Source organism: Variovorax sp. GW823-FHT04B03, from assembly GCF_058796495.1.
In genome coordinates, this window is sequence record NZ_JBXAIT010000004.1 from 552803 (window position 1) to 574078 (window position 21276).

Annotated in this window: 23 protein-coding genes and 3 pseudogenes; 16 read left to right on the plus strand and 10 right to left on the minus strand. The window is 64.7% G+C overall.

Annotated features, from left to right (window positions below; all coding sequences use genetic code 11):
• Positions 1 to 258: 258 nt before the first annotated feature.
• The 3 genes and pseudogenes from AC1RAD_RS19830 to AC1RAD_RS19840 all read right to left on the minus strand — a co-directional run.
• Positions 259 to 1173, minus strand: coding sequence for a LysR family transcriptional regulator (locus tag AC1RAD_RS19830; protein WP_070059261.1), 915 nt, complete (start codon positions 1171 to 1173; stop codon positions 259 to 261).
• 59 nt (positions 1174 to 1232) lie between these two features.
• Entirely contained in the window at positions 1233 to 2039 is an 807-nt protein-coding gene (locus tag AC1RAD_RS19835; RefSeq protein ID WP_070059262.1) for an oxidoreductase, read from the minus strand.
• 40 nt (positions 2040 to 2079) lie between these two features.
• Positions 2080 to 2991: pseudogene (locus AC1RAD_RS19840) on the minus strand (efflux RND transporter permease subunit); the annotation flags it as partial.
• 1177 nt (positions 2992 to 4168) lie between these two features.
• Between AC1RAD_RS19840 and AC1RAD_RS19845 the strand changes: the two are divergent.
• Positions 4169 to 4633, plus strand: a complete 465-nt coding sequence (locus tag AC1RAD_RS19845; protein WP_492736761.1) for a LysR substrate-binding domain-containing protein — start codon at positions 4169 to 4171, stop codon at positions 4631 to 4633.
• Positions 4634 to 4958: 325 nt separating this feature from the next.
• On the opposite strand, the gene AC1RAD_RS19850 is transcribed toward AC1RAD_RS19845, so the two are convergent.
• Complete coding sequence (locus AC1RAD_RS19850; RefSeq protein ID WP_492736763.1) at positions 4959 to 5894, minus strand: LysR family transcriptional regulator; 936 nt, start codon at positions 5892 to 5894, stop codon at positions 4959 to 4961.
• A gap of 65 nt (positions 5895 to 5959) precedes the next feature.
• On the opposite strand from AC1RAD_RS19850, the gene AC1RAD_RS19855 reads away from it, so the two are divergent.
• From AC1RAD_RS19855 to AC1RAD_RS19875, 5 genes and pseudogenes are all read left to right on the plus strand, one after another.
• Complete coding sequence (locus AC1RAD_RS19855; RefSeq protein ID WP_492736765.1) at positions 5960 to 6982, plus strand: Bug family tripartite tricarboxylate transporter substrate binding protein; 1023 nt, start codon at positions 5960 to 5962, stop codon at positions 6980 to 6982.
• An 18-nt stretch (positions 6983 to 7000) separates the two neighbouring features.
• Positions 7001 to 7804 carry an alpha/beta fold hydrolase gene (locus AC1RAD_RS19860; protein WP_070059271.1) on the plus strand — a complete coding sequence of 268 codons (804 nt, stop codon included), beginning with the start codon at positions 7001 to 7003 and terminating at the stop codon, positions 7802 to 7804.
• A 227-nt stretch (positions 7805 to 8031) separates the two neighbouring features.
• A complete protein-coding gene (locus AC1RAD_RS19865) occupies positions 8032 to 8340 on the plus strand; it encodes a hypothetical protein (protein ID WP_492699159.1) in 309 nt (102 codons plus the stop codon).
• Positions 8341 to 8350: 10 nt separating this feature from the next.
• Entirely contained in the window at positions 8351 to 8623 is a 273-nt protein-coding gene (locus tag AC1RAD_RS19870; protein WP_095744407.1) for a hypothetical protein, read from the plus strand.
• Between the two features lie 81 nt (positions 8624 to 8704).
• A pseudogene (locus tag AC1RAD_RS19875) lies at positions 8705 to 8851 on the plus strand (IS3 family transposase); the annotation flags it as partial.
• 198 nt (positions 8852 to 9049) lie between these two features.
• On the opposite strand, the gene AC1RAD_RS19880 reads toward AC1RAD_RS19875, so the two are convergent.
• The 3 genes from AC1RAD_RS19880 to AC1RAD_RS19890 all read right to left on the minus strand — a co-directional run bounded on the left by AC1RAD_RS19880 (position 9050) and on the right by AC1RAD_RS19890 (position 10299).
• Positions 9050 to 9412: an Hsp20/alpha crystallin family protein gene (locus AC1RAD_RS19880; RefSeq protein ID WP_070059545.1), complete on the minus strand. Its 363-nt coding sequence runs from the start codon at positions 9410 to 9412 to the stop codon at positions 9050 to 9052.
• A gap of 63 nt (positions 9413 to 9475) precedes the next feature.
• Positions 9476 to 9913 (minus strand): Hsp20/alpha crystallin family protein, encoded by a 438-nt coding sequence (locus AC1RAD_RS19885; protein ID WP_062472360.1) that lies wholly within the window; start codon positions 9911 to 9913, stop codon positions 9476 to 9478.
• A 50-nt stretch (positions 9914 to 9963) separates the two neighbouring features.
• Positions 9964 to 10299, minus strand: a complete 336-nt coding sequence (locus AC1RAD_RS19890) for a hypothetical protein (protein WP_095744406.1) — start codon at positions 10297 to 10299, stop codon at positions 9964 to 9966.
• A gap of 791 nt (positions 10300 to 11090) precedes the next feature.
• Here AC1RAD_RS19890 and AC1RAD_RS19895 point away from each other — a divergent pair.
• From AC1RAD_RS19895 to AC1RAD_RS19925, 7 genes are read left to right on the plus strand one after another with little or no spacing between them, the layout of a single operon-like run.
• Complete coding sequence (locus AC1RAD_RS19895) at positions 11091 to 11711, plus strand: carboxymuconolactone decarboxylase family protein (protein WP_062472365.1); 621 nt, start codon at positions 11091 to 11093, stop codon at positions 11709 to 11711.
• Positions 11708 to 12760 (plus strand): LacI family DNA-binding transcriptional regulator, encoded by a 1053-nt coding sequence (locus AC1RAD_RS19900; RefSeq protein ID WP_070059276.1) that lies wholly within the window; start codon positions 11708 to 11710, stop codon positions 12758 to 12760. The genes AC1RAD_RS19895 and AC1RAD_RS19900 overlap by 4 nt, the downstream gene beginning before the upstream one ends.
• Positions 12757 to 13539, plus strand: coding sequence for an SDR family NAD(P)-dependent oxidoreductase (locus AC1RAD_RS19905; RefSeq protein WP_070059277.1), 783 nt, complete (start codon positions 12757 to 12759; stop codon positions 13537 to 13539). Before AC1RAD_RS19900 ends, AC1RAD_RS19905 begins: the two co-directional genes overlap by 4 nt.
• A gap of 37 nt (positions 13540 to 13576) precedes the next feature.
• Entirely contained in the window at positions 13577 to 14548 is a 972-nt protein-coding gene (locus tag AC1RAD_RS19910) for a Bug family tripartite tricarboxylate transporter substrate binding protein (RefSeq protein ID WP_095744404.1), read from the plus strand.
• A complete protein-coding gene (locus AC1RAD_RS19915; RefSeq protein WP_095744403.1) occupies positions 14541 to 15308 on the plus strand; it encodes an SDR family NAD(P)-dependent oxidoreductase in 768 nt (255 codons plus the stop codon). The genes AC1RAD_RS19910 and AC1RAD_RS19915 overlap by 8 nt, the downstream gene beginning before the upstream one ends.
• A gap of 23 nt (positions 15309 to 15331) precedes the next feature.
• Positions 15332 to 15886 (plus strand): VOC family protein, encoded by a 555-nt coding sequence (locus tag AC1RAD_RS19920; RefSeq protein ID WP_062472379.1) that lies wholly within the window; start codon positions 15332 to 15334, stop codon positions 15884 to 15886.
• A gap of 41 nt (positions 15887 to 15927) precedes the next feature.
• Positions 15928 to 16365: an ester cyclase gene (locus tag AC1RAD_RS19925; RefSeq protein ID WP_235926634.1), complete on the plus strand. Its 438-nt coding sequence runs from the start codon at positions 15928 to 15930 to the stop codon at positions 16363 to 16365.
• A gap of 142 nt (positions 16366 to 16507) precedes the next feature.
• On the opposite strand, the gene AC1RAD_RS19930 is transcribed toward AC1RAD_RS19925, so the two are convergent.
• Entirely contained in the window at positions 16508 to 16726 is a 219-nt protein-coding gene (locus AC1RAD_RS19930; protein WP_062472384.1) for a hypothetical protein, read from the minus strand.
• 233 nt (positions 16727 to 16959) lie between these two features.
• Here AC1RAD_RS19930 and AC1RAD_RS19935 point away from each other — a divergent pair, with 233 nt between their 5' ends.
• From AC1RAD_RS19935 to AC1RAD_RS19945, 3 genes and pseudogenes are all read left to right on the plus strand, one after another.
• Entirely contained in the window at positions 16960 to 17448 is a 489-nt protein-coding gene (locus AC1RAD_RS19935; protein WP_139701815.1) for a hemerythrin domain-containing protein, read from the plus strand.
• A gap of 684 nt (positions 17449 to 18132) precedes the next feature.
• Entirely contained in the window at positions 18133 to 18414 is a 282-nt protein-coding gene (locus AC1RAD_RS19940; RefSeq protein WP_492699153.1) for an HU family DNA-binding protein, read from the plus strand.
• A 1073-nt stretch (positions 18415 to 19487) separates the two neighbouring features.
• Positions 19488 to 19682 (plus strand): annotated as a pseudogene (locus AC1RAD_RS19945) (class I SAM-dependent methyltransferase); the annotation flags it as partial.
• 64 nt (positions 19683 to 19746) lie between these two features.
• Here AC1RAD_RS19945 and AC1RAD_RS19950 read toward each other — a convergent pair.
• Complete coding sequence (locus AC1RAD_RS19950) at positions 19747 to 20346, minus strand: NADPH-dependent F420 reductase (protein ID WP_492699151.1); 600 nt, start codon at positions 20344 to 20346, stop codon at positions 19747 to 19749.
• A 32-nt stretch (positions 20347 to 20378) separates the two neighbouring features.
• Positions 20379 to 21164, minus strand: coding sequence for a 3-oxoacyl-ACP reductase family protein (locus AC1RAD_RS19955; protein ID WP_492699149.1), 786 nt, complete (start codon positions 21162 to 21164; stop codon positions 20379 to 20381).
• Positions 21165 to 21276 lie beyond the last annotated feature (112 nt).

Genomic DNA, 21276 nt, shown 5'->3' on the forward strand with positions numbered 1-21276 from the left:
TCTGCGCATCGGTGCGCAGAAGCGGGTCAGCGTTCGATGGAAAAGTGGGGCCAATGAGCGTGGGAATCCACATCAAAGGCCTCCCGCAGAAACGCGGAGTTCGAAACCTTCGAGATCCCGAAGGACTTGGACTACGACGTGGCCGTCCCAGCGGACGACATCAGGGCGCCTGGTCACGCCGCAGCAAGCTGGTTGCGCGATCCTGCTCGCTTCAGTGACAACCCGCAGGGAGGCGCGCATCCTTCGCACGTTGCCAGCTCACTGCGCGTCGATCCTCATCCGCGAACCTGTAGGCTTCAACCGGCTCACGAGAAAATCCAGCAGTGCCCGATGCACCGCCGTGCTGTGCCTGCGCTCCAGGTACACAGCGGACAGCCACATGTCGCTGCGCACGAACTCCGACAGCACGGGCACCAATCGCCCGCTCTCGACGTAAGGCGCGAGCATCACCGAGGGCAAGTAGACGACGCCTGCGCCAAGCAGCGCCGCCTGGATGAGCGGACTGGCTTCCGTCGCATCCAACGGTCCACGGACCGGGACCTCGAGTGGCTGACCGTCGACTTCGAAGCGCCACTTGGGCAGCGGATTCAGATGGCTGCTGAACAGCGCGATGTGATGCGCAAGTTCGCCCGGATGAGCTGGCACACCATGCTTACGCCAGTAAACGGGAGCCGCGCAGACAGTGAGCTCCATCGATACCAGTTTTCGAACGATCAGGTTCTCATTGGCTGACGCGCCGAAGCGAAGCGCGATGTCGACGCCTTCCTCCGCAAGATCGACCATGCGGTTTGTGAGCACGAGACTGATGCTGACCTCCGGATAGTGGCCAAGAAAGGCGTTGATCAATGCCGGCAATTCGGTCAGTTCCATGCCGTAAGGCGCCGAGATGCGCACGCGCCCGCTGGGGATCCGCGCGCGGTCCTGGAGCTCGGCTTGCGTGACGTCGGCCAGTTCGAGCATGGGCCTGCTTCTTTCGAGCAGCAAGGCGCCAGCGTCCGTCAGGCTGACGGCATGGCTGGTCCGGTTCAGCAATCTGACACCGAACCGGCTCTCGAGTGCCGCGATGTATTTGCTGACGGTGCCCTTGGACAGCGAAAGATGCTTGGCCGTGCGGGAGAAGCTCCCCGAAGTGGCGACCTCGCTGAATGTGCGCAGGAGATCCAGGCTGTCCACAAATGTTCTCCTTCTTGTTGGTCAGGGCGACGCTGGGTACAAGCATCTCGGACAGGTGCTCAGACGAGCCCGAGTTTTTTCCTCAGGCTCGCATCCACCGGTCCCGCCGGCATGAAGCGGCGCAATTTCGTCAACAGAGACGCCTCCCCCGGCGGCGTGCAACGCATTCGCCACGGGCCCAGCGCCGCCTCGACGATGGTGCTCGCCACGCCGTGCGGCTCGGGCGCACTGCTCACGCTCTCGGCCACGGAGAGCGTCACCAGTTCGCGTTCGCGGTCATAGCCCGCGATCCGCGCCTTGACACGGGGCGCATTGGCATCGAGGTTGGTCCGGGTGAAGGCCGGCTGCACCAGCGTGGCACGAATGCCGAACTGGCGCACTTCATGGTCCAGCGACTCCGACAGCCCTTCCACTGCGTGCTTGGTGGCCGCATAGAGTCCCATGTACGGAGCCGGAAGCACACCGAGCACGGAACTCACGTTGACGATTCGCCCGCGGCGTTTTTCACGCATGTACGGGAGCACCGCGCGCGTCGTGCGGAGCATGCCGAAAACGTTGGTATCGAACAGCACTGCAGCCTCGGCTGTCGCGGTTTCCTCGACCGCGCCGATCATCATCATTCCCGCGTTGTTGACCAGCACGTCGATGCGCATGGCCCGGTCGATGACGGATTCGATGCCCCTCTGGACAGAGCCTTCGTCGCGGACGTCCATTTCGATGAACTCCACACCAGGCAGCGCGGGTGCCTTGCGCAACTCGCGAACGGTGCCGAAAACCCGGCAGCCTCGCGCCACGAACATTTCCGCGGCGGCACGTCCGATGCCCGAGGACGCGCCAGTCACTACGACGACTGATGAACTCGACATGACTGGTTCCTTCGATCTTGATGAATGATGATGAAGCGCATCAGTGCGCGGGCTGGGTCGCGTTGCCTGGTTTGATCCTGAACCAGATCGAATACATCGCCGGCAGGAACACCAGCGTCAGGATCGTCCCCGCGAAAGTGCCGCCGATCAGCGTGTACGCCAATGCGCCCCAGAACACCGAATGCGTCAGCGGAATGAACGCGAGGATCGCCGCCAACGCCGTCAGGATCACGGGCCGCGCTCGCTGCACCGTAGCCTCGACCACCGCGTGGAAAGGGTCCATCCCCTCCTGCTCGTTGTGGTGGATCTGCCCCAGCAGAATCAGCGTGTTGCGCATCAGAATCCCCGACAGCGCGATGAGCCCAACCAGCGCATTGATGCCAAATGCCTGCTGGAAGATGAGCAGAGTTGGCACCACACCGATCAGTCCCAACGGGCTGGTAAGGAACACCATGACCATCGCCGACATCGAGCGCACCTGGAGAATGATGATCAGAAGCGTGACCGCCAGCATGATCGGGAACAGCGGCAACATCGCCGCGGTCGCCTTCTCCGATTCCTCGATGGAGCCGGCCTGGACGACGCGGTAGCCCGCGGGCAGCTTGTCGATGATCGGCTGCAGCTGCTTGGTGATCGCGTTCGACACGTCCGGCGGCTGCGTTCCGTCGGCGATGTCGCCCTGCACCGTGATGGTGGGCATGCGGTCGCGTCGCCGCATGACCGGCTCTTCCATGCGCATCTCGACCTGGCCGACCTGCGACAGCGGAATGCGTTGGCCGCCGGCACCGGCGAGCGTGAAGTCCGCGATGCGGGCCGGGTCGAGACGCGTGTCGCCCGCCGAACGGGCGACGACCTGCACGGTGCGGATGTCTTCGCGCACGGTCGTCACAGGTACGCCGCTCAAGAGGAACTGCAGTTGTTGCGCCACGGCATTGGAGCTTAGGCCCAGCGCCGAAGCGAAGGTATCGGTGGAGCGGCAACCGTGCTCCACGAACGGCCCGGTGCTCGCGCCCATCGCCAGGCCCATGGCGCCAAGCTTCGACTCGGGGTCGATCCGCAGGTAGGTGAAGATCACACGGTCGCCGGCGCCGGGCTCCCGCATCAGCTTCACCTGCGAGGCGAAGCTGGCTTGTCCGCTCCAGGTGATCGTGCAGTCCGGCGGCACGTGGAAGGCGCCGCCTGCCGCCAGCTCCATGGTGGAGTCATAGGTGCCGATCGCATAGCGCACGGGCCGCTTCACCTCCTCGCCACAGGTGTCGCGCACCGGCCCTACGTCGGCTCGCCAGCGCGTGCGTATCGGCCCGTCGACGGCGAGGCCCGGGTAGTTTTGCTTGAACCAGTGCGTGTCGATGCGGATGTTCCACTGGCTGACGGTGCGCCGGTTGCTGCGATCCGCACCCAGCTCCACCCACACCGGTCCGCGCGAGCCCGCGCCCACGCGCGGCAGGTCGCAGACGACGAGCTCATGCTCCCAGCGCACCACCTGGCGCTGCGATCCGTCGACGAAGACCTTGCCCTGCCTGCGACCGAAAGCGCCGATGAGGTTGAGCTGGTCGTTCAGTTCATCGACCTCGACATGGTGAATCGCCGGCGAGAGGATGTGACTCACCGCGCTGCGCGGATTGGGCTTGGCGATGAAGTAGGCGCCGGTCTTGGTGCCGTTGCCGGTGTCGTGGTTGAGATTCTTGCGCTGCATATGGGCGATCACTTCTTCGCCCGTGAAGGCGCGTTGCTTCGGCGTGTGCGGCTTGAAGAGGTTGGCGCCCAGCATCCGGTCAACACAGTACTTCGGTATGTCAAAGGCGGCCGGCGGCGAGCAGATCTCCGTCCAGCCCAGGTAGAGGCCCGCGTTCTTACGGTGGCAGGCGACGAGAAAGTCGATCACCCGGTCGTTGTCGGCGCTGTTGGCGCTGTTGCAGGCGTTGATGACGACGACGCTGTCCTGCGCGAACTCCCAATAGGTGTCGACGAAGGCAGCGGTGATGCCGTAGCGCGTGTCCTTGAGCATGATCTCCTCGCCCTTGCTGTCCACGGTGGCGAGGCCGTTGTAGGCCGTGAAGTAGGTCAGCCGGAAGGCGGCGAGATCGGCCTGGAAATCGGGTTGTGCCTCCAGGGCGGGGTCGATCAGCGTGGACGCCGCCATCGTGCTCTGGCCGGCTTCGATGTACCGCCTGCGTAGCAACCTGGTCGATGAGGTCCCCCTCATGGCCTTCGTTCCTGCGACGTCGGATCTCGCGCGCCAGCGGCGCATTGCAGTGCGGGACCTGCAGTCCCTGCCGCCATTCTTCCGCTTCAGTCGCAGCGTGAACACACGCATGTACGACGAGTTCACGCGCGAGTACACGGCGCATGGCTTTCGGCCGAAGGCCGAGGCGCCAGCACCCGATCCGTTGCATGTCTTCGCCCAGATCGGCGCCGGCCGTGGCTGCACCTGCCTGCCTGCGCCCTTTGCGTTGCATCGCTACGCGGGCGTACAGCCCAGGCCGCTGCGGGAGCGGATCATGGTGCCGCTGGTGGTAGTGACTGCGTCGCGCGTGACGCAGGAGTTGCACAACGCCCTGGTCAAGGGCGCGACGCGGATGCTCAGCGGGTGAACGGCATCGTTGTGGATGGCGCAAACGTCGAAGGTGCTGATGCTCCCCCGGGCCTTCTCGAAGGCATCATCCCTTCCGCGATCGACACGGCCGCCAACCTTGGACATCGGGGCGCGCGGCAGCGACGCGAGACGGAGCAGTTACTCATGGGTTCAGTCGAAGGCAGCATGGCTTGCAAGCAAATCCCCTCTGTTCATTGCCGGGCTACACCAAGGACGTCACGATATCGCGCACTGAGGGGACGCTGCCTGCAAGGCACCCGAGGCTGGGCCCACGCGCCATGGTGCAGATCGACAGCAGCGCCGCGAGCCCACCGCAAACTCTGTCAATGCGGTACTTCAGGGTTAATAAAGTCGACCAGTTGCCGCCACGCCCCGAACGGTCCTGCGATCGGGAACATCAAGCCGAGTGGCTCGAGCATGTAAAGCGGCCGTAGCTTCAACTCGCGCAGCAAACCGGCATCGAGGAGAGGCCGCACGAAGCTAAGCGGCAGGAACGACAGTAGGTTTTCTTGCTGCGAGAGCCACCACAACATGGCCGTTGAACGAGTGACGACCGGATAGGTGCGGATCGGGTGAGGCAGATTCGCGGTCAATTCGTCGAATCGCTCACGGGCGGCCGAACCCGTGGGGACGAGTAGCCAGGTCTCGTCGGCGAGTTGCGGCCAGCCCAGGGAACGCTTGCGCGCCAGCGGATGGTCTGCGCGCGCCAAGACCGCGAAACGATCTTCGCGCACCGGCATGAACTGCCAGCCTTCCGGGATCACGGGAGGCCGTCGGCATGCCACGAGATCTGCCTCGCCACGTGCGATGGCCAGCAGTTGATCGTCCCCTTCGGCTTCCGAGAGGTGAACGGTGACATCCGGATGCCGTTGCGCGAAGCGAGGCAGCACGTTGAGCAGGAGCCCGTTCATCGCGCCGACCGAGGCGACGAGGCGGATGGCGCCGCCGATGCGTTGCCGTCGCGCGGTGACGACCTCGGCGCCGTCGGCGACGCCGATCAGCATGCGACGCGCAACGGGCAAGAGGTCTTCGCACGCCTGCGTGGGTCGCGCGCCGCGCGCATGCCGCTCGAAGAGCTGAACTTCCAGCAGCCGTTCCAGGTACGCGAGGCCCTGGGTCACCGACGACTGCGTCATGCCGATCGAGTCCGCCGCCCGCTGGAGGCTGCCCAGCTCTGCCACTTTCAAGAGGATCTGCACATGCCGAAACTTGCCGCGCGCGAGCAGGCGGTTGAAGAGGACGGACGCGTCATGGCTCAAGATATCGGAAAGTCTAATGGAAGAGCGTCATTTTTAATTTGTCGCCGATGGCTTGCTCAGGAATGATGGCAACTCCACAAACGGCGGGCAGCAAGCCACGCGACAGGAGACAAAACGTGAAAAAAAAATGGCCGCTGCTCGCGGTTGTCTGTTGCCTGCTCGGCGCCTTTTCGGCCCATGCGCAGGACGAGGTCTGGCCATCCAAGCCGATCCGGGTGATCGTGCCGACCCCGCCCGGCGGCGCCTACGACCGCACCATGCGACCGCTTTCGCAGGAGCTGGCGTCGTTGCTCAAGCAACCGGTGGTGATCGACAACAAGCCTGGTGCCGGCAACATCATCGGCGCCCAGGCGGGCGCCGCGGCCCCATCCGACGGCTACACGCTCACGATGACGGGCATGGTGAACACGATCGCCCAAGGCATGTACGACAACGTGCCCTTCAACATCGTCAATGACTTCACCCACGTCGCAATGATCGGCGGCGGCGCGCAATGGCTGGTGGTCAACAGCCAGTCCGGCATCGAGTCCTTCGCCGATCTGATCGCCCGCGCCAGACGCGAGCCGGGCGCGATCAACTACGCGAGCTCGGGCGCCGGCAGCACCGGCCATCTGTTGATGGAACTGCTGCAGAAGGCGACACAAACCTCGTTCGTGCACATCCCCTACAAGGGCGGCGCGCCGGCGCTGATGGATGTGCTGGGAGGCCAGGTCGCTGTCACCGTGATTCCGCCGAGCGGGTCGATGCAGTACATCCAGAGCGGCAAGCTCAGGGTGCTGGCGGTGTCCAGCCCGAAGCGCAGCCCCGAGCTCCCTCAAGTTCCGACTTTCGAGGAGCTGGGCTACAAGCAGCTGACGGTGATCTCCTGGGTCGGCCTGTCGGCACCGAGGAAGACGCGGCCCGAAGTCGTGCGCAAGGTCAACGAAGCGGTGCGCGAAGCGATGACGAGGCCGGAGCTGCAAAAGAAGCTCGACGCCGAAGGCATCACGCCGATGACGATGACGCCCGACGAGTTCACGCGCGTCGTCAAGAGCGATACCGAGCGCTGGGGTGCACTCACACGCAGCCTGCAACTCAAGGCCAACTGAAACTCAAGCCCATCCCTCATGCCTTTTGTCACATCGAACAAACGCGACATCTACTACGAGCGCCACGGCGCCGGCCCGGCGATCCTGTTCCTGCACGGAGCCGGATCGAACGCCGCCACCTGGTGGCAGCAATTGCCGGCCTTCACGCCGCAGTACACCTGTCTCACGATGGACATCCGCTGCTTCGGTCGTTCGGTGGCGCCGCCGGAGGAGTTCTCGCTGGAGCTCTTTGTCGGCGATGCCTTGGCGGTACTGGCGCGCGAAGGCATCGAGCGTGCGACGGTCGTCGGCCAATCGCTTGGCGGGATGATCGGGCTGCGGCTCGCGCTGCGCCATCCCGAGCGCGTCGCCGCGTTCGTCGCTTGCGACACGTCGCTGGCCATCGACCACCCGACGCTGGTCGACAGCATCGAGCGGCGCTTTAAGACAGTTTCCGCGGTAAGCATCGAGCAGCGCTCGCTGGGCGCCTGGTTCTTGAAGGCGCAGCCCGCGCTTGCAGCGCTTTACGCGCAGATCAACCACTTCAACCCGAGCGCTCACAGTATTGAGCCCGAAGCCTGGCGCGAGGCCGTACTGCGTCTGAACCAGCCCGAGAACCTGCTTGCCGTCGCTGAGATCGACCAGCTGGCTTGCCCGACGATGTTTCTCGTTGGCGCCGAAGACCCGATTGTTCCGCCGGCGGTCATGCGCGAACTCGGCCAGCGCCTGCCAGGAAGCGAGGTCGTTGTCGTCGAGGAGGCCGCGCATTCTGCGTACTTCGAGAAGCCGCTGGAGTTCAATCAGACGGTGTTCGACTTCTTGAGACGACGCGCCGACTCCTAGGTCTGCTGTGCAGCGACTTCTGAATCTCGGAGCTTGCCTCCATGCAAAAGCGCGCTCACGACCCGGCCCACGCTGGCGAGCAGCTCGGAGCTCTTCTCTCGCCTGTGCTCGAAAGCTCCGATACATTCTGTTGCCTTGCGCTCCGCAACCGCCCCTTGAAGACGCTGCTGAGACGTCCTATTTTTCTCCCGTTCCAAGTTGGTCGTAGAGAAATGGAGGACAAAGCCATGGCCATGGACATGCTCAAACAACTTGCCGGTTCCCCCTTGCCGGCGACCTTCCGGACCCGGGCGGAGATCGACCAGATCAAGCTGCTGCGGGCCGCCGGCCTCGTGATCGCGCTGACGCCCGCGCCGTCGGATCCCCCCACCCTCTCGGGCAGCCCCGACGCCGCCCAGGTGCTCGCCATCACCGAAAAAGGCCGCGCCGAACTCGAACGCATCCACTACCCCGTGGCCGCACAGGGCCCGTGGCGCGGTGCCGCGTCGCGGTGGCGCGCGAAGCTGCCCCACGCAATCCGCACCCGCCTGATGTAGGGAGGCCGCCATGCGTTCGAAGACGTCCAGCCGCATCCCCTACCGGGGCTTCAATATCGCGATCCAGGTCGACCGCGCCGGCGACCAGATCTTCGGCCACGCGGACTTGTTCGCCGACGACGAGTTCAAGGCCCGGCTCGCCGTCGGCACCCAGGGCCGCCGTACCAAGGAAGTCCGCGACCGGCTGAGACGCCTCGCAAAATCCAAGGTCGACGTGTGGGCGATCACGGGGTCCGCGCGGAGCGCTGCCGCGCCCGGCGATGCACGGCCGAGTCCGGGGTGATGCGCGGGTGAGCTACGGCCGGCGCGCAGCGCTGCTTAATTGAACAACTGGATTCCTTTGATTGGCGGTCGGCGCCGACCGTCCGCTGTTACCAGCGAGCACTTCCAGGAGCTGCTCAAGGAACCAAGTATTTCCTGCAGTATGAGCCGTGCGGGCGAGGTCTGGGGCAGCTCGGCCATGGAGAGCTTCTTCAGTTCACTGAAGACTAAGCGCACGGCCAGAAAGGTAACCGGGTCAGCGAGCAGGCTCGCGCCACCATGCCCGCTGTCGGGTCGGGGGCGGTCAGCAATCACGATGGAGCTGAACGGCGTCCGTCTGGACTGACGCTCCTTCGCGGGCGGCCGGCGAGCGCAAGCGCTGCACATTTGCCGCCCACGCGGGTTGACGCTCTCTTGAGGGCGCCCGCGGGCGCCCTCGCCTTACGACTCATCCGACCTCGACATTGATTCGCCGCGGCTTGGCATGCTCGGCCTTGGGGATACGCAGTTTCAACACGCCCTGCGCCAGCTCGGCGGACACCTTCTCGGTGTCCAGCTCCTTGCTGAGCGTGAAGACGCGGCGAAACCGGCCCAGGCCGACCTCGGTGTGGCTGGTCTTCAGGTCATCCGGCACGCTCAGGCCCGACTCCGCCTCGATGGTCAAGGTCTCCGCTTCGACATGAAGATTCAGCTTGTCGCGCGACACGCCGGGCAGATCGGCGTAGAGCGTGATGCCCCCGGCGTCTTCCACCACGTCGACAGGCGGTGTGAGGGCCGCGCCCTGATAGCGTGGCGCCTGCCCACGATCCATGGGTTCCGGCGCGCTGGGCGATGCGGTCTGTACGTCATTGCTCATGATGTTCACCTCCTTGTTTCACAGGACAGCGATGCGCCGCGGCTGTGCCGAGGCCCGGCGGCGGACCGTGATGCGCAGTACACCGTCGCGCAGCCGGGCCTCGACGGCCTCTGGATCGGCATCGTCCGGCAGAGTGAGGACGCGGCGAAACGGCCCCTCGAAGCGCTCGTTGATGTGCACGGCCGCCTTGGCCTGCGCATCGGGAAGCAGGCTCTTGCGCTCACCCGCGATGGTCATGAGACCACGCTCGAGGTTGATCTCCAGCGTGGCCGGGTCGACGCCGGGGGCGAACGCGAAGATCTCCAGCGCCTGCGGTGTGGCGCCCACGTTCAACGCGGGAAATCCGTTGCTGCCGTAACCGCGAATGGTGGGTGACAGATCGAACGCCTGCTGCATGTCCCGTTGCAGGCGATCCATCTCGGCCAGCATGTCGCGCGGGAAGAAAGATCGGTACATGGGAAACCTCCTGTCAAATCAATTGAACCTGAACAGAATCGAGCCGCCCCTCACTGGGGCAGGCCGTGCGTGCCCGTCGGCCGCGCAGCGCCATCGCTGTCCGCGCGGTGCCGTGCAAAGATCCTGGAGGGTCGCTGTCGCCAGCGCGCGGTGCGCGACTGCGGGTACGAGAATTTCGCCAACTCCTCGCGCCCCTTCTGCGTGATGGCCAGCACCTGGGCGGCCGAAGGGGAGCCAGACAGAGCGAGCGAGTTCGAGGGCGCGGGGATCAGGGCAACGACGAGCCCGGCGGCCCGAAGCACCCGCACCTGATCGATGTCCGCGGTGCGATAGAACGAGACAGGCAAGCGAGAGCCGGCAATTTGCTTGAGCAAGTTCATGGCCATTGAATACCTCCTTTTCGGTTGACCAATTTCCGACGCAAGCGAACATAGGAGCCTCCGAATCGATTTTCAAGAGGCGGTTTTCGACACCCGCGCGAGACGCAGGCCGACACGAAAAAAAGCCCGGCCGCACGCGACCGGGCTGAGGTTTACAGCAAGTCCGCGGTGGTGCCGCGGAGACAAAAATCTACCGCGCCGCGCCGACGCAGGCATGTCAGACAACTTCTGATTCTTGAACGCCAGCGCAATGGCCGGACCGACGCGCTAACGCGCCTGGGCGCGTCGATTCTGCAGGGCGTATTCGGGCAACATCCCTCTCAAGTTGAAGGCATCCTAGACCGTGCCGTTGCGAGAGGGTCAAGCACTTTCCAGGGGCCGCGGTCGCTGCGTCAGCCGTTTTTCGACGGGCACCCTCTGCCTGCAGCAGGCTGCGCCAGGTGTGCGGACATCAAGAGCTTCGGCCCAACCCGGAAAACGAAAGCGGTTGCTGGCCGGAGACTGACATGCGTCGCGTCCAGCGCAGCTCATCCGATGCTGGCCGAGCGCGCAACGGCCATCTGCAAACAGCTTGAGCCGGCCCTTGACGTCACGCGGCGTCGCAGGGATTCCCATCGCCGGACCACGTCTGCTTCCGGGACGAAGGCCATCCGGCTGAAGTCGATCCTAAGGTGGTGGAAAGATGTGGAACCGTTTTCATTCGTTCGGCACTTCTTTCTCCTTCGTAATTTCCTTCGTTTTGGGAATTCAGGGTTATCACTGTAGAAACGTTTCCACGCCCACCGCAAACTGCAGTCATGACCGGTTCTGCATCGCCCTTTCTCGCACCCTCCACACGCTTGCCACTGCGGCCGCCCCCCTACGAACCCGAGGTGGCAGCAGCCGTGCAGAGCACCGCCTTCAAGGGCCTGTCACCCCTGAACCTTCGACTGGCGCTCGCGAATCACAGCAAGCTCGGCCCGGCCTTCCAGGCCATGGCACATGTGGTGCTGTTCCAGTGCGCGCTGCCCGAACGGGACCGCGAGATCGCGATCATCCGCACCGGCGCGCTCACGCGGTCCGAGTACGAATGGGGCATGCACATCAGCATCTACGCGGACAGGTGCGGCCTGGATGCCGCGCAGGTGCGCGAGCTCACCGGCAGTGCCGACTGGCATGCGCTGTCGCCAGGCCTGTGGAGCGACAGGGAACGCCTGATCGTGCGCATGGTGGATGAGCTGCACCACCACTGCACGGTGTCCGATCAGACCTGGCAGTCCCTTGGCGCGGGCTGGCCGCAGGAGCAGGTGATCGAGCTGATCTTCGCGTCGAGCTTCTATCACATGGCCGCGCTGTTCCTGAACAGCGCGGCCGTGCCGCTCGAGCCCGGTGCCGAGCGTTTCCCTGCCCCGCTTGCACAGGCGAAAGTGCCGGCATGAAGGCCAAGATCACCATCCGCGAAGTGGCCAAGGCCGCCGGCGTTGCGATTGGAACGGCCTCGCGGGCCCTGAACCGCAGCGGGCGCGTTAGCGAGCAGGCCATCGCAGCGGTCACCAAGGCGGCGCGCGAGCTCGGCTACACGCCGGATTCGGTGGCGCAGAGCATGCGCACCCGCTCGACAGGCGTGGTCGGGTTACTGGTGTCGGATCTGGCCAACCCCTTGTACGCGCGGATCATCACGGCGGTCGAATCGCGCCTGCTGGCGGCGGGCTATGCGCTGCTGGTGGCCAGCACCCACAACGACGACCAGCGCGAGAAAACCCTGATCGACCTGTTCCGGCGCCGGCGCGTGGACGGGCTCATCCTCGGTCCCTGCCAGGCCGAGACCCCGGCCTACCTCGACCAGCTGGCGGCGCACGGCCCGGTGATCGCGCTCGATCGCGACTTCCAGGGCAACAACGCGGGCGTGCACGTTGACCACTACCACGGCGCGCTTCAGGCCACGCGCTACCTGCTGAACCTCGGTCACACGCGCATCGCACTGCTGACGCCCGGCAGCGTGTTGCGTCCGGGTCGCGAGCGCATCATGGGCTACAGGGACGCCTATCTGGAGCGTGGTCTGCAGCCTGACCCCAAGCTGATCCGCGCCGAGAAGTCGGCGATGGACTTCGCCTTCAGCGAGGCCCTCTCGCTGCTGGGCTCCCCCACGGCGCCCACGGCCTTCCTGTGCCTGGGCACCCGCATCCTGTCGGGCGTGCTGCAGGCACTGCGTCACTCGGGCCGTTTGGCGCCCGATGACGTCAGTGTCGTCAGCATCGGCGACACCGACCTGTCGCAGCTTTTCAGTCCCGCCATCACCTCGCTGACCTGGGACCTGGAAGCGGTCGGCACCGCCGTGGCCGAGCTGCTGCTGCGGCGGCTGGACAGCACAGCCCCCCTTGAGCAGGAGCGCATCCTGCTCACCACCCAGATGGTGCTGCGCGAATCCTGCGGTCCGGTCGCCAAGGCACCCGCTGCCGTCCGCAAGAAAACGAGAGCGGCCTCATGACGCAGCGTCTCAAGGACAAGGTGGCCATCGTGGTCGGCGCCGGCTCCATCGGCACCGACATCAGCAACGGCGCCGCCTGCGCCGTCACCTTCGCCCGCGAAGGCGCGACGGTGATCTGCGTCGACCGGTCGCCCGAAGCTGCGGCGACGTCGGTGCGTCGCATTCATGACATCGGCGGCATCGCCGAGGCCTTCGAGGCCGATGTGCGCAGCAGCGAGCAGATCGAGCGGATGGTGAACCACTGCCTGGCACGCTTCGGCCGCATCGACGTGCTGCACCACAACGTCGGCATCGAGGAATTCGGCGAGCTGATCGAAGTGACGGAGGAGTCCTGGGACCGCGTGCACGCCATCAACCTCAAGGGCCCCATGCTCACGGCGCGCGCCGTGGTGCCTCACATGATCCGACAAGGCGGCGGCGCCATCATCAACGTCTCCTCCATCGCGAGCCGCAAGTGGAGCCCGATGCAGTTCCTGTCGTACAGCACCTCCAAGGCGGCACTGAACCACATGACGCGCGTCGTGGCGCGCCAGTACGCGCAGCACCAGGTGCGCTGCAACGTGATCGTGCCGGGCCTGATCGACACGCCGCATGCCGCGGCCCTTTTCAAGAGCGAACAAGAGGCGCAGGCCGGCCGACAGGCACGCAACGCGCGCTGCCCCATGGGCCGCCAGGGCTCGGCCTGGGACGTGGCCAACGCGGCGCTGTTCCTCGCCTCCGACGAATCGAGCTACGTGACGGGCCTGGAGCTTGTGGTCGACGGCGGACTGTCCCTGTAGACGGGTATTCGAGCATCAACGACAAGGAGACAACACCATGCGCAAACTGTGGATTGCCGCGCTCGCGGGCCTCGCATTCGCCGCCCATGCCCAGGCGCCCTCGGACTATCCGTCGCGGCCGATCCGCTTCGTCCTGATCTCGGCCGCAGGCAGTGGCGGCGACGCGCTCGGCCGGCTCCTGGCCGACAAGATGGCGCCCCTGGTCAAGGGCGTGTTCGTGATGGACAACAAGCCGGGCGCCAGCGGTGCCATTGCCACCGACTTCGTCGCCAAGGCGCCGGCCGACGGCTACACGATCGGACTGGGCGGCGCGACCACGCACGTGCTGCTGCCCGCGAGCAATCCCAAGCTCTCGTACGACTCGGTCAAGGACTTCGCACCCATCGGGCAGGTCGGCACCGCCTCTATCCTGCTTATCGCGACCAACGACTTCCCGGCAAACAACGCCAAGGAGCTCATTGCGCTGGCCAGGAAGTCGCCCGGCAGCGTGCAATACGCGAGCTGGGGCATCGCCTCGACCGGTCACTTTTGCGGGGAGCTCTTCAATCTGCGCACGCAGGCACAGATGAGCCACATCCCCTACAAATCGGTGGTGCAGATCCAGACCGACATGCTGGGCGGCCACGTCAAGCTGGCCTACGTGGACATGGCATCGGGCTCGCCGATGGTCAAGTCCGGCAAGGTCAAGGCGATCACCGCCTGCACCTCGCGCTCGCCCAGTCTGCCCGACGTCTCGAGCTACGACGACGAAGGCATCGATTTCGCGGGCAAGCGCATGGGCGCGCTGCGCTGGGCGCTGTACGCACCCGCGGGCACCCCCAAGCCGATCGTCGCCAAGCTCTCCGCCGCGCTGAAGCAGGTCGTCGAGATGCCGGACGTGAAGGCGCGTCTTCTGGACCTGGGCATCACCGCCGCGTTCGTCGGTGGCGACGAACTGCGCGCCATGACCGCCGCAGACATCGAGGGCTGGCGGCAGATCGCCAAGGCCGCGAACATCAGCAATGAGTGACGCGGCCCTTCCCCTGCTGCAGGGCCGCGTGGCCTTGATCACCGGTGCGTCCCGTGCGCGCGGTATCGGCCTGGCGACCGCACGGCTGTTCGCCCGCCACGGTGCCCGGGTGGCGCTGCTCGACCTCGACGAAGGGCAGGCACAGGTCGCTGCCGAATCCCTCGGCGCCGAGCACATCGGCATCGGCTGCGATGTGCGCGATGCCGGCGCCTGCAAGGCGGCCGTGGCGCGCGTGCTGCAATGGGCGGGCCGCATCGACGTGCTGGTGAACAACGCTGCCATCACACAAAAACGCGGTGTGCTGGACGTGAGCGCCGAGGACTTCGAGCAGGTCGTGGGCATTACCCTTCGCGGCACCCTCCAAATGTCGCAGTGCGTGATCCCCACCATGATCGAACAACGCAGCGGCTCGATCATCTGCATCTCGTCGATGTCCGCGCAGCAAGGCGGTGGCGTGTTCGGCGGCAGCCACTACTGCGCCGCCAAGGCCGGCGTGCTGGGCCTCATGCGCGCCATGGCCAAGGAACTGGGCCCCCAAGGCATTCGCGCCAACGCCATCACGCCGGGCTTGATCATGACGGACTTCTCGCGCGGCGCGAACTCCGACGACAACAAGCACGCGCTGGGCAAGACCTTTCCACTGAGCCGTGTCGGCCAGCCCGAAGACATCGCGGGCGCGTGCCTGTACCTGGCAAGCGACCTGTCGTCCTTCGTGACCGGCGCAACGCTCGACGTCAACGGCGGCGCGTACATGCGCTGACCACGCCCCAAGGAGTCCATTCAATGAGCATGCTGTTCGGCGGCGCCCGCCAGGTCGGCTATGTCGTTCACGACATCGAGAAGGCGATGGCCCACTGGTCGCGCACGCTGGGCGTGGGCCCATGGTTCTACAAGGAAGAGGTCGGCACGACCGAGTTCAACTACTACGGCAAGCCGTCGCGCCTGCCTCGGCTGTCCATCGCGCTGGCCAACTCCGGCAACCTGCAGATCGAGCTGATCCAGCAGCGCGACGACGCCCCCTCGCTCTACCTCGATTCGCTGCGCCGCGGCGGCGAGGGCGCCCAGCACCTGGCCTACTGGAGCGACGATGGCTTCGACGACGCCGTGCGACACCTGCGCTCGACGGGTTACGTCGAGGGCCACAGTGGCCGCATGGGCATGCGCGGGCGCTTCGCCTACTTCGTGCATCCCGACCTGCCCAGCGGCATGTTCGAGATCTCCGAGATGGCCGGCGGCAAGGGCGAGTACTTCCGCGACATCCGGCACGCGGCCGAAGGATGGGACGGCAAGGACCCGATCCGCCGCATGGGCGCGAACGCCATCGCCCCGGTGCCATGACGGCTCCCGACCACCCCGTTCACCAACCAGCAGGAGATTCCGTGCAGACCACAACCCTTCAAGCGGCACGCATCAAGACGGTACGCGATCACATGGCGCTCGAGTGCACGCAGGAGTGGGATGCGGTGATCGACACCTTCGAGCATCCCCGCTACGAGATGCACGGCAGCGGCGTGGTGTTCGACGGCGAGGAAGAAGTGCGCGGCTATTTCCGCAGCTCGCGCACGCCCTTTCCCGACCTGGCCAACGAGATCATCGCCATCGCCGCCGACCAGGACACGGTACTGGTCGAGTTCTGGCTCAGCGGAACGCACCTCGGGCCGCTGCATGCCAACGACAAGGTGTTCGATGCCACAGGCCGGAAATTCCGGATCCGCCTGGCGGCAAGTTTCGAGTTCGCACCAGGCTCCGACAAGATCGTGTGCGAGCGGCCCTACTCCGCACCCGATGCGAAGCTGCGCGCGCTCGGGTTGATCTGACGACCCTCCCGCGCTTCGCCTCGGCTGCGCGCGTCGAGAGGAGGCGGGAAGCTACCCAACCTCCTGCTCACTGGCTGTGCGCTATCGTCTTGGCGGCTTGCACTCAACACCGAGTGATGTTTCTCCTGCGCTGCGCAGGCTCTCACAGCGGCCTGTCGCGCATCCGCTCAAGCTCGCCCCGGCCATGAGGCGTGATTCGCAGAACAACCGCTGGCAGGTCATGGGCTTCAGCCTCTTCTGGAAGGATCGCCTCGACAAGCCCCGCGGCAACCAGCACCGCGACGTTGCGGATGTCCATGGGGTCGGTCACGGTCAGCGGCAACGTTTCGTGTTCGACCTTCTTGAGGAAATCCATCGGCATGAAGCGCTCCCTTTCTCGAAGCGGCTCAGTTTAGGTCAAAGGACCTCCCTCAATCCCCGCAAGGCCCTTCTCTCTTCCATGAGCAGAACGGACTTCTCCCGCTCCTGGGGCTGAGCCCACAGTTCACGCACCGGAGAGCCTCAGCACATTGACGGCTTCCCGCAGCGACGCCGTCCTACGCCCACAAGCACCCACCCCTGAGATGTTGGGGACCCACCGACCAGGAGACCCCGATGACAGCCAAGCGCCATGAACCCGATGCATGCTCGCTACTCGACACCGATCACAAGAACGTCAAGAAGATGTTCGCCGCCTACGAGGAGCTTGCCAGCTCAAAAGCTGCCAGCGCCTCGGAGAAGAAGCGAGATCTTGCACTGCAGATCTGCATGGAGTTGACCGTTCACACGCAACTCGAAGAAGAGATCCTCTATCCAGCAGTGCGCGAAGCCATCAAGGAAACTGAACTGCTCGACGAAGCCGAGGTTGAACATGCGAGCGCCAAAGACTTAATTGCGCAGATCCAGGATTCGACCGAAGTCGATGAGATGTTCGATGCGAAGGTGAAGGTCCTGGGCGAGTACATCGACCACCACGTCAAGGAAGAGCGCAACGAGATGTTCCCCAAAGCGCGTGCCGCGCGGGGACTCGACCTGGTTGCCATGCGCGAGCAACTCACCACTCGCAAAGAAGAATTGATGGCGGACATGGCCCTCACGGCCTAGACTGCCCCTAGGCCCCTTCCTGGAAGCGTTCCGCCGCCCCTTCGCAAAGACGCAGCCGTCAATGCTGGCCCTCACCAAGCCGCAACTTCGCAATTCCGCAGGAATGTTGCGCCCACCCGGTATCGCGATGAAGCTTCCGTACTTTGCATGCTCGTGCAACATCAAGCATCTGGAAAATGTCCCGGGGCAGGCATGGCTTCGCCTGTTACCCCGGGTTCAGATGTATCGCTGCATGAACTGCGGGCAATCGCAAGTGTTTTCGCGGCGCTCCATCGATCGAGCCCTGGCCCTTCAAGACTCTCAACTGGCCAGCTCCAAGGAGCCGGATAGGACGCGCCATAGTCCACCGCACTGATGCTCCGGGCGCCTCGAAGGACCGAGACCGAAGGGAACGATCGGTGTCTTGCTCAGTACGTTGACCCTGTTCGACCTGTCTTTTTCGTATCGGGCGCTCTGCATCCACCAAATGCGCATCGCACGAGTTCGGCAGCCGCTTCAGCAACGCCTTGCCGGATGGCAACGAGCCCTTCGTCTATTGAATCAAGCACACGCGAGATTGATCACGATGTTTCAAGTTTGAATCACTTCGATCACGTGACTTGGTCCTCGCGGACCGTAGACTGAATCCGGCGCGCATTCGCACCGCCGATCACCCGTTCACATCCCATTGAAAGAGTTCCTACTTTGAACAAGACCGACCTCGTCGCGGCCATCGCTGCAGATACCGACCTCAGCAAGGCAGATGTTGCTCGAGCACTCGATTCCGTCATCGAAAATCTCTCACGCGCGCTGGCACGCGGTGACGCCGTTCAGTTGACTGGCTTTGGCACGTTCTCGGTGTCGAATCGCTCAGAACGCACTGGCCGAAACCCGTCGACTGGCGAACCAATCCTCATCAAGGCCAGCAAGGCGCCCAAGTTTTCTCCAGGCAAGGCCTTGAAGGACGCAGTCAATGCCGTGAGCTGAGAGAGCTCTCTACGCCGGGTCGGGCACGCACCGAAATCAGATCGAACTCGACACGGTGCAGCGGGCCAGTTCAATCGACGCTCGGTTGATCCAATTCGTACTCATCACGATCGTCAGCCACATTGACCAAGTCGTTTCGTTGCTTGCATCCGGAGCACAAAAAGAAGACGCCATCGCCATCGATCTTGGGCTCCGCGGATCGAGGCATGACCTCGAGACTGCAGTTTCTGCATTTCCACATGGTCACGCTCCTAAAACGTAGCCCGTCGCGCCGGGCAGCGAGCCGCGTCCGCGCGTCGGACGAATGACATCAATTTGTACTGATGGCACATGTGACAGCGGTTTTCACCGCCCAAAGAAAACGTCCTCAGCCTTGGACGTTGCGCTTTCGGCCTGCTGAATCCAAGCGAGGCATCTCTGCTTGAGCGATTCGACGCCCGCGCTATCCGTCGAATCGGGAAGATTCAATGCAAGCTTGCATTGCTGCTCCCCCCTAAAACTTATGTCCGCAGTTGCATAGAACGCGCCGTCAACGCGGGTCCGGCAAATGGTGTAAACCCAAAGGCCCGACCTCCCACTGTATAGGAATGCTTCGCCATCCATGTGGAACCCCGCGGTACTCAGTACAAGCGTGGTACCAGGATCGATGATTGGCGCGAGCAACAAGCGTTTTCACCGTAGCACGAACAGGCTACTCTCACAATCGGACCAGAGACCGCCTTAGGGCCATGTTGAGCTGGATGCCAGGTCGACTTCTTTCCCGCTTTGCCGACCTGCCGAGTCCCAAAAACCCCATGTGCTTTTCTGGCATTCGTACCGATGTCAATCTTCCCCCGACTGCCAGGCTGCGGCTCGCGAGGCCGCCGAGCAGGCAACGCTCGCGGCGGAGCCCGAGAACGGGCGAAAGCGCGCGGACGCTGCACGCGCAAAGCAGCAGTCCCAGGCCAGACTTCAGCCTAGGAACGCCCAACAGTTGTTCGCAGGCGCCGACGAACTGATGGCCCAAGGAAGCCCCCCCCGTGCCCGTGAAGTGCAGAGCGCCTTGACGAGCCGCTTCCCGCTGCTTCGGCAAGGACTACGCGCGAACCCTGGCAGAGTGGCGTCGCCGGTTCCTCGCCGCCTGGCCGCAGACCGAGCCACTCGGCTTCGACGCCGCGTTCAAGCGCTTGTGGACCTACTACCTCTCCTACTGCGAGGCCGGTTTCCGCGCGGGGCTCGTCGACGTCGGCCTCTACCGGTTGCGCGTGGCTGAAGTCGGACCCGCCTGATCGGTCGACATAGCCTGAGCCGCACGCTTGGCGCCCGGAGATCCTGGGCATCATTCCCGTCCGGCTACGCTTGCCTGACAAGGTTCAGCGCTGGTAGAGGTCCGCCCGGGAACTGCTGCATCGCGCCGCCCGTAGCGAGCCCGCCCAAATCCACCACCGCAAAGCCCAGCGATTCGAAGAGCCTCACCACTTCGGCTTTGGCCTGCGCGTCGTCGCCCGACATGAAGAGCACACGGCGCCCGCCGTTCGTGCGCGGATCGGCCGCGAGCAGGGGCGGCGGTAGCGTGTTTGCGATCTTCACCACGCGCGCACCCGGCACGTGGTCGGCCACCACCTGGCTCGACGTGCGGCCGCCGAGTTCGGCGAGGCGAAAGCCTGGCATCTCGACCGGGTTCATGGTGTCGATCACGATGCGGCCGTCCAGTGGGGGCAGACCAGCAGTGGCGCTTCCCAAGTGCTGCCAGGGCACCGAGAGAACGAGCATGTCGGCCTGCGCCGCTTCGGCGCGCGTGCCGGCGCGGGTCTTGCCGCCGGTGCTGCGTACCGGGTCGGCGAGCGATTCGGGGCCTCGGCTGTTCGACAGCACGATGTCGTGGCCGGCGTTGGAGAACTGCTTGGCGAGCGCGAGGCCGATGCTGCCGGCGCCGATGAATCCGATCTTCATGGTGAAGCTCCTTGTGTGGATGAACGAGGGGGTCAGGCCGAATAGCCGCCGTCAACCGCGATGCTCGCGCCGGTCACGAAGCTCGCTGCGGGGCTGGCGAGCCAGGCCACCGCGTTGGCGATCTCGTCCACGTGTGCGTAGCGGCCCAGCGCGATGTAGGTGCGCGCCTGCTGCGCGAAGTCGCTGGTCGCGGGATTCATGTCGGTATCGGTCGGGCCGGGCATCACGTTGTTGACCGTGATGCCACGCGGGCCGAGGTCGCGAGCCAGCGCCTTGGTCAGACCGGCCACGGCGGCCTTGGTCATCACGTAGAGAGCCCCGCCGGCGTAAGGCACGTACTGGCTGTTGATGCTGCCGATGTTCACCACCCGGCCGCCCTCGCTCATGTGCTTGAGCGCTTCCTGCGTGGCAACGAACAGGCCCTTGAGGTTGACGTCCACCATGCGGTCGAAGTCGTCAAGGCCGATGTCCTGCACGGGCTTGCCGATAGCGATGGCGGCGTTGTTCACGAGGATGTCCAGGCGCCCGAAGGTAGCGACGGCCTGCGCCACCGCAGCACGCACTTCGTCGGGCCGGCTGGCATCGGCGGCGATGGCGAGCGCCTTGCCGCCCGCGGCTTCGATGGCGGCGACCACGGCTTGCGCCGGTTCGGGTGAGGCGACATAGGTGATGGCGACCGCTGCACCGTCGGCGGCCAGCCGGCGGGCGATGCCGGCGCCCATGCCGCGCGAGGCGCCGGTCACGAGAGCCACCTTGCCGGACAGCGGCAGCGTGGCGGTGGAAAGAGAAGAGACGGAAGAAGAAGACGAGGAGGTCATGGTGTTTCCTTGGTGGAAGGGGTTGGACATGGCGCAATGGTCGGCCCGGGACTCATTTCGCGGTAGCCGGTAATGGTTGGAATCTTTTTCAAGCAATGCTTGAAAATAAGAG